Source organism: Arthrobacter luteolus NBRC 107841, assembly GCF_001552075.1.
GTDB lineage: Bacteria > Actinomycetota > Actinomycetes > Actinomycetales > Micrococcaceae > Arthrobacter_B > Arthrobacter_B luteolus.
This window is the reverse complement of record NZ_BCQM01000004.1, coordinates 163,155-177,319: the sequence shown is the minus strand read 5'-3', so window position 1 is coordinate 177,319 and position 14,165 is coordinate 163,155. Positions and strand designations below refer to the sequence as shown.

Below are 14,165 nucleotides of genomic sequence, written 5' to 3'. Positions count from 1 at the left end.
CAGTCTGTTCGTCCCGCCCCGCCACGCTACCTGCGCGGAGCCACGCGGAGCCGGCCGCCCTCCTGGGTGCGGAACACCTCGATCGGGGTCCCGTAGACCTCGCTGAGCACCTCCGCCCGGCAGATGTCCGCCACGGTTCCGGCGGCATGGACCTGCCCGTGGTGCAGCAGGACCAGCCAGTCCGCGTAGGCTGCCGCGGCGTCGAGGTCATGGAGCACGACGGCGACGGCGGCACCTTCGGCGGCCAGCCGGCGGCAGGTCTGCAGGGTCTGCTCCTGGTGGGCGATGTCCATCGCGGACACCGGTTCGTCCAGCAGCAGCACGCTGCCCTCCTGGGCCAGCACCCGCGACAGGGCGGTCCGCTGCCGCTCGCCGCCGGAAAGCAGCGTGACGCTGCGGGCGCTGAGATGGCCGATTCCAGTCGCGCTGATCGCGTTGTCCACCACGGTCTCGTCCTGCGCGGCGCGCTCGGTGCGCCGCCAGGCGTTGCGTCCCATCTGGACGACCTCGCGGACGGTGTAGGGGAAGGACACCGAAGTGTCCTGCGCCATCACGGCCCGGCGGCGTGCCGCGTCAAGTGTTTTCCAGGACGCGAGCGGTTTTCCGCCCAGCGACACCGTGCCGGAATCCGGGGGAACGTCACCGGCCAGCACGGATAGAAGCGTGGACTTTCCGGCGCCGTTGGGTCCGATGATAATCGTGACGGCACCCGGCCGGAGGTCGAGGGAAACCCCGCGCAGCACCTCATGACCGCCCGGGGAAAAGTGGACCTCCGAGGCCTGCAGGGCCGGCGTCTCCGGGAGCCCGTCTGGGGGCTCGACAGCCACTTGCTTCTTCCGGGTCGCAGCAATGGTCATGGTCAGAGCACTCCTTGGCGGCGTAGGGTCCGGCGCAGCAGCAGGAAGAACACCGGCCCGCCGACCAGTGCCGTAAAGATCCCGATGGGCAGGTCTGCGTAGGCTATCGCGGTGCGGGCCACGAGGTCAGCACCGGAAAGCAGCACCGCTCCGCCAACCGCGGACAACGGAATCAAATACCGGTGCGACGGCCCCACCACCAGCCGCAGCGCATGCGGAACAATCAGCCCGACGAAACCGATGACGCCGGCGTAGGCCACGGCCGCGGATGTCAGGAGGGCCACGCAGACAATGGCACCGATCCGGAGCCGTTCGACGTGGACGCCGGCATGCCGGGCACCCTGCTCGCCAAGGGCCAGCAGGTCCAGCCGCCGGGACATAGCCAGCGCCCCGGCGGTGCCAAGCGCCATAACGACGGCGACCGCCCCCACCGCGGCCCAGGTGGCACCGGCGAGGGAACCCATTTGCCAGAAGATGATCTGTTCCCGGCTGGAGGTGTCGGCCACGAACACGAGGAACGAAATCACGGCACCGGCCACCGCATTGATCGCAATGCCGGTGAGGACCAGGGTCAGCACCATGGAGCGGCCGGAGCCCCGCGAGAGCAGGTAGACACCCGCTGTCGTCAGCAAACCGCCGACGAAGGCCGCGGCCGGCAGCGCGAAGGGAGTCACGGCGTCGAACCCGAGCACGATGACGAGGCAGGCGCCCACGGCTGCGCCTGATCCGACGCCGATGACGCCCGGCTCTGCCAGCGGATTGCCGAAGACGCCCTGCATGAGGGCACCTGCCATCCCCAGCGCGGCGCCCACCAGGATTCCCAGTACGAGCCGTGGGAAGCGCACGCTCCACAGGGTGCCGTCGATGAGCACGGCGTCACCTGCCGGGGCGGTACCGTTCATCCGGCGGATGATCGATTCGAAAACGTCCGCGGCCGCGATGGGAAACTGGCCGGTCCCGGCGGACAGGAGCACCAGTGCCGCCAGCACCACCGCGAGGCCGGCGCCGACAAAGGCAGCCCGCCGGGCCCGCCCCGACGGCGGTTTGGAACCCTGGCGGTTGGCTCCCGGCGTGGCCGGAGCCGGGTTCAGCGCCGGGGCGGCAGCCATTAGCGGGCCTCCTGCCCGGCGTCCGGGGTGTACAGGGCCTTGGCAGCCGCGAGCAGTGCGGCCGGAGTTGACGGCCCAAAGTTCAACGCCTGTCCGTCCGGCACATCCACCACTGTCCGGTTCTGCCCGGCTGCGGTCTGCAGGATTCCGGGCCGTTCGAGCAGACCATCAACTCCGCCGGTGGACGCCAGGCCGTCGCTCATCACCAGCAGGACGTCTGGGTTCAAAGCCGCGAGGGCTTCCGGGTTCGCCGGGCGCGTGCCGGAGATGCCTGCCTGCACGGCACGGTCCTCGAGCCCGAGTTCGGACATCAGCCCTTCCGCTCCGCTGCCTTCACCGAGCACGAAGAACACCGCTCCGGTGCCCCGGATGTACAGGAAGACGGCGCCGGCCTTCTCAGCGGGAACCATCCCGGCGATTTCCGCGCGTGCATCCGCCAGTTCCTGGGCCACCCGGGTGTTGAGCTTCTCGGCCGCCGTCGCCACACCCAGTGCGGCACCGACGGCGGTTATGCCGTCGTCGATGCCTTCGATGGAACGTTCGGAGTCGAAGTAGACCACCGTGATTCCGGCGTCGGACAGCTGCTGCAGTGTTTCAGGAGGGCCGATGGTTTTGTCAGCCAGGACAACCGTGGGCCCGAGGGCCAGGATCGCTTCTGCATTGAGTTCGTGGCCGCTGGCCGTCACCGTGGGCAGATCCGCCATGGAGGAATCGGAGTCCGACGACGTCCGGCCAACCAGGTTCTCCCCCAGGCCGAGCCCGATGACCGTCTGGGCGAGGGTGCCGTACAGGTCCAGGGCAAGGATGCGGGAGATGTCCGTGACGGTGACGGTGCTGCCGGTGAAATCGGTGACGGTGGCCGGCAGCGAGGGTGCACCCGTGCCGGTCACCGGTACAACACCGCCGATCGGCTGGACGGTTGCCGGGCCGGTCACCAGGGAATAGCTGCCTTCCGCCTGCGGGGTTTCGGCTGCGTCCGTTTGAACCGCGGCAGGCGGGCTGGACTGTGAAGACGACGGCCCAGCGGCCGCACATCCTGAGAGGATCAGGACGGCGGCCACTGCGGCGGCGGTGCCGGCTGCGGAACGCGTCCGCAGCCGGCGGCCAATAGTGCTCAGGTCAGGCATGTGCCCCACGGTTCCTGCGTGCTGCGACGATGGTCAGGCCCACGCCCAGCAGCAGTGCCAGTGCGGCCGAGCCGAGCATGACCGAGGTGCCGGAAGCACCCGTCGAGGCCAGCGATCCGATCGGGTTTCCGTCGGCATCAACCAGGACCTGGCTGCAGTTGGTTTCCGCTCCCAGCGGGAAGGTGAAGCTCACCGGATCCAGTGCCGCCCCGGCCTGGTAGAAGCCTGCGAAGGCAGCGGCACCGGCGGCGGTGAGGGTTGCCGGGGCACCGGAAACGGAAACCGCCTGGGAGGTCACGGAGGCACCCGAGAGGTCAAGGGTGGCGAACTGCACGGCGCCGTGGCTCTGTTTGTTGCCGTCCATGTCCGAGGAGTCAACCGTGGCGATCAGCACGCCGGAGGAAGGTCCGGTCTGCTGGATCCGGATTCCGGAAAGCGTCAGGTTCAGGGTTCCGTCATGGCCGGAGAAGTTGATGGTGCCGGGGTAGCCGACTGTGCCGGTGCGCGAACCCGAGGCGTAGGTACCGGTTCCGGAGCCGAAACCGAACGTGCCGGCAGACTCGCTGACGCCGGACAGGCTCCAGCCGCCATTGGCGATTGCCGACGTGAGGTAGCTGCGGAAGGAGCTCTTGACTCCCCAGGCCAGGGTGGCGCCCTGCACCACGTTGGACGTGCAGACGGTGGTGAAGCGCGGTTCCGGGGTTTTCTCGGTGGTGCCGGCGGGAACGACGGCGGCGGGCCCGGTCTCGGTGGGCACGGAAGTGCTGGGAGCGGTGGGCGTGGTTCCGGGAACCTGGACCACCGGAGGCACTACAACGCCGGCACCGGCTGCAGTCACCGGATCCATGACGGTTCCGGCGGGGTACATTCCGTTGAAGGCGGCTGCGCCGGCAGCGGTGAGCGTTGCTTTGGCACCGGCCAGCGAGAAGCTGCCAGCCGTCAGGTTGGCTCCCGTGAGATCCAGGTCCACCAGGTCAATGGCGCCGCCGGCCCTGGTCAGGGTGGCCGCTCCGCCTGCGTTGTTGCTGACCAGTGCCTGCAGGGTGCCGCGGTTGGCGGAGGTGAGGTTTACGGCGAACTGGGAGAACGTCAGGTCCAGGGCACCGGCGTGTCCGGTGAAACGAACCGAACCGGGGAAGCTGACGCGTCCAACGCCGGCAGCATTAATCGAGCCGCTGCCGTTGGACCAGCTGAAGATGCCGTTGGCCTCGCGGACGCCGTCGCTCAGCGCCCAGCCGCCGGCAGCGCCGTACTTCAGGTAAGAGATGAAGGAGCTCTTGAACCCCCACTGCAGGGTCGCGCCCTGGATGTTTCCGGCTGACGGAGTCGACGGGGTATCAGTCGGCGTAGGAGCCGGCGTCGTCGGCGTATCGGTCGGGGTGGGAGCCGGAGTCGTCGGGGTATCGGTCGGGGTGGGAGCCGGAGTCGTCGGGGTATCGGTCGGGGTATCGGTCGGGGTGGGCGAAGGCTCCGGGGCGGCGGTGTAGGCCACGGGGGTGCGCGTCGAAAGGTCAATGTCGGTGAGCAGGTGTCCGCGGGAGGTCAGGACGTAGAGGTCACCCGTCGCGCTCCGTGCGCCCACTTCGAACGTGGCGGTGAATGTACCGTCGGCGTTTAGTCCGTTGCCCAGGCGCAGCCACTGGGCTGTGCGGTTGGTCCGGTCGATGGTGGTTGTGGCGGCGTCGCCCAGTGCCACATAGGCTCCGGTGCTGTCGGGGTAGAAGCCGCTGCCCGTGACGGTCAGCGTTCCGCCGGCTTCAGAGACCGGTTCCACGGTGACGGACGGTGCCGGCAGCACCTGAACCGAGGTGATGGTGTCCTGGCTCTTGTCCGCGAACCCCTGGCCATGTGCCTTCGAGGTGTAGACAGCGAAGTCCCCGCCAGCAGGCAGCGGCACGTTCACGGAGAAGCTGCCGTCTGCGCCCATGGGCGCGGTGGCGGCGGTTGCCTCATTGCCGGGGGCGACCCACACGGTGCTCGACTGCGCTGCCCCCGATGCGTAGAAACCGCTGGCTCCGGCGGGCGCAACGGCCACGTAGATGCCGGGCGAAGCGGCAGCGAAACCCGTGCCGCTGACCGTAACCGTGCCGCCTGCATAGCCTGGCGTCACCGTGGTCGAGGGGCCAACGGCGTTGGCGATGGAGGGAAGAGCCAGCAGGGTTCCCAGGGCAAGGGCGAGTGTCAGCAGCAGTGCTAACAGTCTTCGGGCAGGGGCGGGCGCGGTGAACGTCATCGGGTCTCTCTTGCTAGTGAGGCGGGGTGCGGGAGCCAGTCATGCAGCACTTGTTAAGGTAAGCCTTACCTACAGTACAGCCAAATAGGTCAGACTTTTATGACGCAATTAGTACGCTCTGCACTCATAGGCGCGCACTGCTCCGCAGTGTCACCGGTGTGGGGAAGAATGGGGTCATGACGTCGGCCGCCTCGGTGCTTTCGAAGTTCACCCCCGCAACCCGGGACTGGTTCCAGGGCGCCTTCACCGAGCCCACCCCTGCGCAGGTCGGGGCATGGGACGCGGTGTCCAGCGGGTCCAATGCGCTGGTGATCGCTCCCACCGGATCGGGCAAAACCCTGGCCGCCTTCCTTTGGTCCCTGGACCGGTTCATCGCCGCGGCCGCGGCGCCCCAGCAGGAAACCCCGCCCGACGACGGCGGCGGCCGCGGACGCTCCCGGGTCCCCAAGCGCAAAACCAAGGTTCTGTACATCTCCCCGTTGAAAGCCCTCGGCGTCGATGTGGAGCGGAACCTGCGGGCACCGCTGATCGGCATCACCCAGACTGCCAAGCGCCTCGGGCTGCCGGCGCCGTCCATCACCGTGGGCGTCCGCTCCGGGGACACGCCGCAGAACGAACGCCGCGCGCTGTTGACCCGGCCGCCGGACATCCTCATCACCACGCCGGAGTCCCTGTTCCTGATGCTCACCTCGCAGGCGCGGGAAACGCTCGCCGAAGTGGACACCGTGATTGTGGACGAGGTGCACGCCGTGGCGGGCACCAAACGCGGGGCTCATCTGGCTGTGTCCCTGGCCCGGCTGGATGCCATGCTGGACAAGCCGGTGCAGCGGATCGGCTTGTCGGCGACCGTGGAACCGCAGGAAACCGTGGCCCGGTTCCTGGGCGGAAACGCCCCGGTGAAGATTGTTGCCCCGAAGTCCAAGAAGAACTGGAACCTCACCGTCACCGTCCCGGTGGAGGACATGACGGACCTCGGCAACACTCCTGCCCAGGACACGGTGGAAGGCGGTTTCGCTCCGCAGGCCAGCATCTGGCCGCATGTGGAGGAGAAGATCGCCGACCTGATCGAGGCGAACCGGTCCACCATTGTCTTTGCCAATTCCCGGCGGCTGGCCGAACGGCTGACCGCCCGGCTCAACGAAATCCACGCCTACCGGTTGGAGGCCGCGCAGGCTGCCACCGGAACCGACGGCGCTCCCGTGCCCCCGTCGGCTGACCGGGTATCGGCCGGGCGCGTCCCGGCCCAGCTGATGGCTCAGGCCGGCGTCTCCATCAGGACCCGCCGGGAGGACACCGGCCAGCGAGGCGGTGCAGCTAAAGGCACATCAGTGCGTGACGCAGGCCGAGGCACCGACGTTGGTGACACTGCCGTTGGAGGCACCGCTGTTGGAGGCACCGCCGTCGACGACGCTGCCCTCGATAACGCTGAGCCGCTTCTGGCCCGGGCCCACCACGGGTCGGTGTCCAAGGACCAGCGGGCGCTGATCGAAGACGACCTGAAATCCGGGCGGCTGCGCTGTGTCGTGGCCACCAGTTCACTGGAGCTGGGCATCGACATGGGTGCCGTGGACCTGGTTGTCCAGGTCGAATCCCCGCCGTCGGTGGCCAGCGGCCTGCAGCGGGTGGGCCGCGCCGGGCACCAAGTCGGCGAAATCTCGCAGGGCGTTATGTTTCCCAAGCACCGCGGGGACCTGCTCAACTCCGCCGTCACCGTGGAAAGGATGCTTGCCGGGCAGATCGAACCGCTCTTTATCCCCGCGAATCCGCTGGACATCCTCGCGCAGCAAACCGTGGCGGCCACCGCCCTCGGAACCATCGATGTGGAGGAATGGTTCGACGTCGTGCGCAGTTCGGCGCCCTTTGCCGGGCTGCCGCGTTCCGCGTTCGACGCGACACTTGACCTGCTCTCCGGCCGCTATCCGTCCGATGAGTTCGCCGAACTGCGGCCCCGGATCATCTGGGACCGCAATGAAAACACCATCACCGGGCGTCCCGGGGCGCAGCGCCTGGCCGTCACCTCCGGCGGCACCATTCCGGACCGCGGCCTGTTCGGCGTTTATCTGGTGGGTGATTCCGAGGGGAAGAACAGCCGCCGGGTCGGGGAACTCGACGAAGAGATGGTCTACGAGTCCCGGGTTGGCGACGTGTTTGCCCTCGGTGCCACCAGCTGGCGGATCGAAGACATCACCCACGACCGGGTGCTGGTCTCCCCTGCGTTCGGCCAGCCGGGCAAGCTGCCGTTCTGGCGGGGTGATTCGCAGGGCAGGCCGGTGGAACTGGGCCGGGCACTGGGCAGGTTCGTCCGGGAAATGGCAGGTTCATCCGAACCCGCTGCCCGCGAACGCCTCGCCGCCGTCGGACTCGATGAATGGGCTGCCGGGAACCTGGTCGCCTACCTGCGCGAGCAGCAGCTGGCCACCGAGGTGGTGCCGAGCGACCGGACCCTGGTCATCGAGCGGTTCCATGATGAGCTCGGCGACTGGCGGGTAGTCCTCCACAGCCCGTTCGGGATGCCCGTGCATGCGCCGTGGGCGCTGGCTGTCGGCGCGCGGCTGCAGCAGCGCTACGGGCTGGACGGCTCCGCGATGGCGTCCGACGACGGAATTGTGCTGCGGGTGCCGCTGATGGAGGACGAACCGCCGGGCGCGGAACTGTTCCTCTTTGAACCCGATGAGCTGGAAGCCATCGTCACCGCCGAGGTCGGCGGGTCGGCACTGTTCGCCTCCCGGTTCCGCGAGTGTGCGGCCCGGGCGCTGCTGCTGCCGCGGCAGAACCCGGCTAAGCGGACACCTCTGTGGCAGCAGCGGCAGCGTTCCGCGCAGCTGCTCGACGTCGCCCGGAAGTTCCCCACTTTTCCGATCGTGCTGGAAACCGTGCGGGAATGTCTGCAGGACGTTTACGACCTGCCGGCGCTGAAGGACCTGGCCGCCGCCGTCGAACGCCGTGAAATCCGGCTGGTGGAGACCACCACGCCGCAGCCGTCGCCCTTCGCCCGGTCACTGCTTTTCGGGTATGTGGGCGCGTTCCTCTATGAGGGGGATTCGCCGCTGGCCGAGCGCCGGGCTGCCGCCCTGTCGCTGGACCCGACGCTGCTGAACGAGCTGCTGGGCCGGGCGGAACTGCGTGAACTCCTGGACGCGCGGATCATTGCGCAGACCGAGGCCGAGCTGCAGCGGCTCGCGCCGGACCGCCGGGCCCGCGGGCTGGAGGGTGTGGCGGACCTGCTGCGGCTGCTCGGACCGCTGACGGCTGCCGAGGTTGCCGTGCGGCTGGAGCCGCTGGAGCCTGCCGGTGACGGCGCGGCTCCGGACAATGATGCCCCGGGCACCGGCCACGCGACCGAAGCCGAAGCTGCCGGGCTGCTGCAGGAACTCGTCCGCGCGAACCGGGCCCTGCTGGCTGGCATCGCCGGAACCCAGCGGTACGCCGCGATTGAGGATGCTGCCCGGCTCCGCGACGCACTCGGGGTGCCGCTGCCGATGGGCGTTCCGCTGGCCTTTGTGGAACCCGTCCCTGACCCGCTGGGCGATCTGGTCGGCCGCTACGCCCGCACGCACGGGCCGTTCACCGCTGCGGAAGCCGCGGCCCGGCTGGGACTGGGTGTCGCCGTCGTCACCACTACGCTGCAGCGTCTGGCGGGCGAGGGCCGGGTCGCCGAGGGCGAGTTCCGCCCCACCGAAGCGCTGATCCTCGACGCCGCCGCCGGCGTCGACCAGACCCCTGCTGCCACCGTCACGGTGCCAGGCGCTCCCGCTGGGTCGGAGTGGTGCGATGCCGAGGTGCTGCGCCGGTTGAGGCGCCGCTCGCTCGCTGCGCTGCGTTCGGACGTCGAACCCGTGGACCCGCCCACCTACGGGCGTTTCCTGCCTGCGTGGCAGAACGTGGGATCCTCGCTGCGGGGACTCGACGGCGTCGTAACGGTGATCGACCAGCTCTCGGGGGTGCCCATTCCGGCGTCCGCGTGGGAGCCGCTGATTCTTGGGTCACGGGTCAGGGACTATGCGCCGGGGATGCTGGATGAGCTCACGGCGACGGGCGAGGTCATTTGGTCCGGCACGGGGTCGCTGCCTGGCAATGACGGCTGGATTGCCCTGCATCTGGCCGAGAATGCTCCGCTGACGCTGAATCCCGAGCCCGATTTCACGCCCAGCGAGCTGCAGTCCCGGCTGCTGGAGCTGCTTTCCGGAACCGGTGCGTTTTTCTTCCGCCAGCTCGCCGAGGCCTTGAACAGCGAGGTCCTCTCCGGCAGGGCGCTGAACGTTCCACAGCAGGACGGCGGAGGACTGCTGCCGGACTCGGAGATCATTACCGCGCTGTGGGAGCTGGTGTGGGCCGGCCGGATCACGAACGACACGTTTACGCCCGTACGGTCCCTGCTCGCGGGTGGGAAGACGGCGCACAAGCAGCGGGCGACGACGCCCCGGGCACGGACGGCGCGTCTGGGCAGGTTGGGCCGTATGCCGCGCGGCAGCCTGAGCAGTTCTTCGCTGCGGCTGGCCGGAGGGCAGGATTCGGCGGCGCACGGCTCAACCGGGCACGGTTCAACTGGGCACGGTTCATCCGGGAATTCGCCGGCGCGTGGTCCGCAGCCGCTGGCCGCGGGCCGTTGGAGCCTGCTTCCACCGGTGGAAGCGGACACCACCATTCATGCCCATGCCACGGCCGAGCTGCTGATGGACCGGTACGGCATCCTGACCCGTGGCTCGGTGATGAGCGAAGGTGTTCCCGGCGGTTTCGGGCTGCTGTACAAGGTGCTGGCCCGGCTGGAGGAGATGGGCCGGTGCCGGCGCGGGTACTTCATCGAGCAGCTTGGTGCGGCGCAGTTCGCAGTCCCGGCCACTGTGGACCGGCTCCGTTCCTTCTCGCGGGAGAACCAGCTGGCCGTTCCGGAGCCGCAGGCGGTGGCGTTGGCAGCGACCGATCCTGCGAATCCGTATGGAGCTGCACTGCCGTGGCCTGCCTCGGAGGGCGGCCACCGTCCCGGGCGCAAGGCCGGTGCGCTGGTGGTAATGGTCGACGGCGATCTGGTCCTTTATGTGGAACGCGGCGGCAAGACCCTGCTCGCTTATACGGACGACGCTGAGACGCTGCTGCTTGCCGCGGCTGCTCTGGTGCATATTATCCGCCGGGGTGCTGCGGAGAAGATGGCTGTGGAGAAGGCGAACGGTGTGGATGTCCTGGACACTCCGCTGGCTACCGCGCTGATGGCTGCGGGGTTCTACTCGACGCCGAAGGGGCTGCGGTTCCGTGTCTGAGCTGGCTGGTGAATGCGGACTGCAGCGCGTTGTGGTGAGCCGTGGCTCTGTTGATGATGCGGCCCGCTCACAATCCGGACCCTCCGTCCCAGGAGTCCCGCCGTCGGGCGCGGTGAACTGTGCCTGAGGGGGATACCGTCTGGCGGGCGGCGCGGGAGCTGAATGCCGCTTTGGCTGGTGCCGAGCTGACGCGGACAGATTTCCGTGTTCCGCGCTTCGCGGCCACCGATCTCAGTGGGCGGACCGTGGAGGAAGTGGTTTCACGCGGGAAGCACCTGCTGATCCGGGTAGCTCCGGGGGAAGCCGAACCTGAGGGGTGGACGATCCATTCCCATCTGAAAATGGAAGGGCTTTGGCACGTTTATGCGCGCGGTGAGCGGTGGCGTCGTCCTGCGTTCAAAGCCCGTGCGGTGCTGGAAACGTCTGGCCGGCAGGCGGTTGGTTTCGAGCTCGGAATTCTCCGGGTCTTCCCGCGCAGCGGTGAAGAGGAGGCTGTCGGCTATCTCGGTCCGGATCTGCTGGGGCCGGATTGGGATGCCGATGAAGCACTCCGGCGGCTGGGTTCCGTTCCGGAGCGGCCGGTTGGCCTGGCGTTGCTGGACCAGCGGAACCTCGCCGGTTTGGGCAATGTCTACCGGTGCGAGCTTTGCTTTCTGATCGGTGTGCATCCGTTGACTCCTGTGGCCGAGGTGCCTGATTTGCCCCGGCTGGTCGATCTTTCCAAGCGGCTTCTGGAAGCGAACAAGGCCCGCTCGAGGCGCATCACCACGGGCATGTCGACCGGGCGGGATCCGTTGTGGGTTTACAACCGGGAGAGGCGCGGGTGTCTGCGCTGCGGCACCCGGGTCGTCCATGAGCTTGTCGGCGACAACGAACTCGAGCTTCGAGACCTGTACTTCTGCCCCCACTGTCAGCCGCGGATCGAGTAGCCGGGCGGGCGGGGCCTGGCAGCCGGGCGGGGCCTGGCGGGCGGGGGCCGGCGGCACAGCCGGGCGGGGCAGGCGCAGCCGGGTCCCACGGCACAGCCAGGCGGGGCAGGGTGGGGCCGGGTCCGACGGCACAGCCAGGCGGGGCCTGGCGGGGCGGGGTCCCACGGCGCAGCCGGGCGGGGCCAGGCGCAGCCAGGTCCGACGGCGCAGCCAGGCGGGGCCAGGCGGGGCCAGGCCGACGCAGCCAGATCCGGCAGCCCAGCCGGGCGGGGCCGGGCGCAGCCAGGTCCGACGGCGCAGCCAGGCGGGGCCGGGCGGGGCCGGGCGCAGCGGGGTCCCACGGCGCAGCCAGGCGGGTCCGATGCAGCCAGATCCGGCAGCCCAGCCGGGCGGCAGTCGGGTCCGAAAGCGCATCCGAGCCTTCCCGGACGCACCTGCCCTGCCAACGTCAACCGTCCGTGGGCACCTTGTGGATAAGCCCTCTAAGACTGAGTATTTTTGGCCGATATCCAGTAGTGACCAGTCCTCCACAATGACCAGTTTTGCTTTGCCCGTCGCACCCCGGGTGGAAGCCTTATGGCATGACAACAACGGCCCCTTCCGAAGACCGGCTCTTTGAACCGGCGTCTGATGCCGGCGGTTCACAGTCCGGCGGTTCAAACCCCGGTGCCAAACCGGATTCGGAGTACCCGTTGTCGTGTCTGGATACGTTTTCGGCTTCCACGGTACCGGATGGCCCCGCAGCGTTTATTGGCACGCTCGCCCTTACTTCTCCTGAGACGCTTGGGCCGGAAGATGCAGGTACGGTCCTCGCACGCCTGGCAGCTCTGGCCAGCTGGGCCGAGGCCCAGCAGTCCCGGGTTGTGCACCGCATGGAAGCGCTGATCGCAGCGGAAGTGGAAGGGTCGTTCCAGAGACCAGATGTGGGCATGACATTGTCGCTGACAGCAGCCGAGGCAGGTGCGGTGCTGAACCTTCCCCATATGAGCGCGCTTCAGCTCGTGACCGAGTCCAGCCAGCTCTGCACCGATCACACTGCAACACTGGCCGCACTCTCTCATGGCCACATCAGTTACCGCCATGCCCGGGCCGTGCTGGACCAGCTGGAAAACGTCCCGCGTGTTCAGGCTCCTGGGTTCGAAATTGAACTGCTCTCGGCTGCTAAGGGGCGAACATGTGCCCAGTTCGTCCGAACCGCCCGCCGCCTGAGGGAGCGCCGGTGGCCCGACACCATCTCTACCCGTCACCGATCGGCGCTCGACCGGCGGCGAGTGAGCTTCGACCCAGCCGCGGACGGTATGGGAGATTTCTGTGCCCGCATCGCCGTAGAAAAGGGCCAGGCGATCTTCACTGCCCTGACCTTTGCTGCCCAGGGCGAGCGGAAGGCAGGCGACCCTCGAACATTGGACCAGCTGCGCTCAGACATTTTCACGTCCTTGATGCTCCACTCCAACCGATCAGAGACCGATCTCAGCTGGGCTCCCGCTCCAGAACCGTCAGCGGCCCCAGGCCCATCAGCTACTGGCCTGTCCTCTGCTGGCTCTTCCGCATCCGGAGGCTGCCTGGCGGGCGCCTCCTATCCGGTGGACGAAGACCGCCCGGCGACCGAAGACTGTCAGGTGGACGAAGACCGCCCGGCGACCGAAGACTGTCAGGTGGACGAAGACCGCCCGGCGCGCGGCGACTACTGCTCCAGCGCCGGGGACTCCCCCATCGACCAAAACTACACGGGTGCCGGCGGTGCACACGGCACGAATACCGAATGGGATGACGCCGCCGGCATCAAGGCCGAAATCATGGTCCTCATCAGCGCAGAAACACTGTTTGGAACCAGCGACAACTGCGCAGAACTCAACGGCGTTGGCGCGATCTCTGCGGAAACCGGTCGACGGCTGGCTGAGCACGCCCGACACTGGACCGGGTTGGTGCAAGACCCATCGACTGGAGAAATTCTGGCGGTAGGACGGCGCCGAAAAATCCCCGCTGGCCTCAAACGCTGGCTCCAGGCCCGCGACGGGACCTGCCGCTTTCCGGGGTGTCGGGTTGGTCCAGCACGGACCGAAATCGATCACACTCATCCTTGGGCCAGCGGCGGGCTGACAGAGCATGGCAACCTCGCAAATCTCTGCCCCAAGCACCACCGATACAAGACCCTTGGGTTCTGGAGTGCCCGGCAGAAGGAACCTGGATTTCTTGAGTGGATCTCACCACTGGGACGGGTTTACCGAACGGCTCCCCAGCTGCACTATGGGCCCGACCGGCGTGACGGCGGCAGCGCTGCACCCACATCGCTTGCATCGGACTCTGACCCTCCTCCTTTTTAGCGGATCCGGAGCATCAGAGTTGAGGTGTACAGCAGCGGCCGAGCCACATCCCGCCATTCCAATCCAAGACGCCGTCCCCGCCCACCCCGGGCAGCATCCCTCACTCCGCAGGCCTGAAAGGTCCCCGCCCCCTCGCCACGGAAGACAGCCCCGGAGCACAGCTCCGCCCACCCGGGCAGCAGCCCCACTCCGTAGTCCAGAAAGGTCCCCCTCGCCCCGGCCCCGGCCCCTGGCCCCGGAAGACAGCCCAGGACCGCAGCCCCGCCTCGCGCTCCCCCCGCTCGCACCACCGGCACCGGCGCCGGTATCCAAGCGGTCGGTATCCTGGCGC

General features: G+C 68.3%; 7 protein-coding genes. 3 read left to right on the top strand and 4 right to left on the bottom strand.

The window, feature by feature from the left end; genetic code table 11:
• Window positions 1-26: 26 nt before the first annotated feature.
• Genes AL3_RS09435 through AL3_RS09420 form a run of 4 tightly spaced genes read right to left on the bottom strand, consistent with a single transcriptional unit; the run spans window position 27 to window position 5,326 of the window.
• Window positions 27-857, bottom strand: a complete 831-nt coding sequence (locus tag AL3_RS09435; protein ID WP_083521623.1) for a heme ABC transporter ATP-binding protein — start codon at window positions 855-857, stop codon at window positions 27-29.
• 2 nt (window positions 858-859) lie between these two features.
• The gene (locus AL3_RS09430) at window positions 860-1,966 is read right to left on the bottom strand and encodes a FecCD family ABC transporter permease (RefSeq protein ID WP_066299849.1); all 1,107 of its coding nucleotides are present in this window, start codon (window positions 1,964-1,966) and stop codon (window positions 860-862) included.
• Window positions 1,966-3,093: a heme/hemin ABC transporter substrate-binding protein gene (locus AL3_RS09425; protein ID WP_066299847.1), complete on the bottom strand. Its 1,128-nt coding sequence runs from the start codon at window positions 3,091-3,093 to the stop codon at window positions 1,966-1,968. The genes AL3_RS09430 and AL3_RS09425 overlap by 1 nt, the downstream gene beginning before the upstream one ends.
• Window positions 3,086-5,326 (bottom strand): HtaA domain-containing protein, encoded by a 2,241-nt coding sequence (locus AL3_RS09420; RefSeq protein ID WP_066299841.1) that lies wholly within the window; start codon window positions 5,324-5,326, stop codon window positions 3,086-3,088. Before AL3_RS09420 ends, AL3_RS09425 begins: the two co-directional genes overlap by 8 nt.
• 176 nt (window positions 5,327-5,502) lie before the next feature.
• Between AL3_RS09420 and AL3_RS09415 the strand changes: the two genes are divergently transcribed.
• The 3 genes from AL3_RS09415 (at window position 5,503) to AL3_RS09405 (ending at window position 13,834) form a co-directional block, all read left to right on the top strand.
• A complete protein-coding gene (locus AL3_RS09415; RefSeq protein WP_066299837.1) occupies window positions 5,503-10,581 on the top strand; it encodes a DNA glycosylase AlkZ-like family protein in 5,079 nt (1,692 codons plus the stop codon).
• Window positions 10,582-10,700: 119 nt separating this feature from the next.
• Entirely contained in the window at window positions 10,701-11,510 is an 810-nt protein-coding gene (locus AL3_RS09410) for a DNA-formamidopyrimidine glycosylase family protein (protein ID WP_066299836.1), read from the top strand.
• 581 nt (window positions 11,511-12,091) lie between these two features.
• Entirely contained in the window at window positions 12,092-13,834 is a 1,743-nt protein-coding gene (locus AL3_RS09405) for an HNH endonuclease signature motif containing protein (protein WP_066299835.1), read from the top strand.
• Window positions 13,835-14,165: the final 331 nt, after the last annotated feature.

What these genes read in the sequence shown, in the direction of transcription:
- AL3_RS09435 (WP_083521623.1), bottom strand. Translation starts at nt 857, where the DNA reads ATGACCATTGCTGCGACCCGGAAGAAGCAAGTGGCTGTCGAGCCCCCA.
- AL3_RS09430 (WP_066299849.1), bottom strand. Translation starts at nt 1,966, where the DNA reads ATGGCTGCCGCCCCGGCGCTGAACCCGGCTCCGGCCACGCCGGGAGCC.
- AL3_RS09425 (WP_066299847.1), bottom strand. Translation starts at nt 3,093, where the DNA reads ATGCCTGACCTGAGCACTATTGGCCGCCGGCTGCGGACGCGTTCCGCA.
- AL3_RS09420 (WP_066299841.1), bottom strand. Translation starts at nt 5,326, where the DNA reads ATGACGTTCACCGCGCCCGCCCCTGCCCGAAGACTGTTAGCACTGCTG.
- AL3_RS09415 (WP_066299837.1), top strand. Translation starts at nt 5,503, where the DNA reads ATGACGTCGGCCGCCTCGGTGCTTTCGAAGTTCACCCCCGCAACCCGG.
- AL3_RS09405 (WP_066299835.1), top strand. Translation starts at nt 12,092, where the DNA reads ATGACAACAACGGCCCCTTCCGAAGACCGGCTCTTTGAACCGGCGTCT.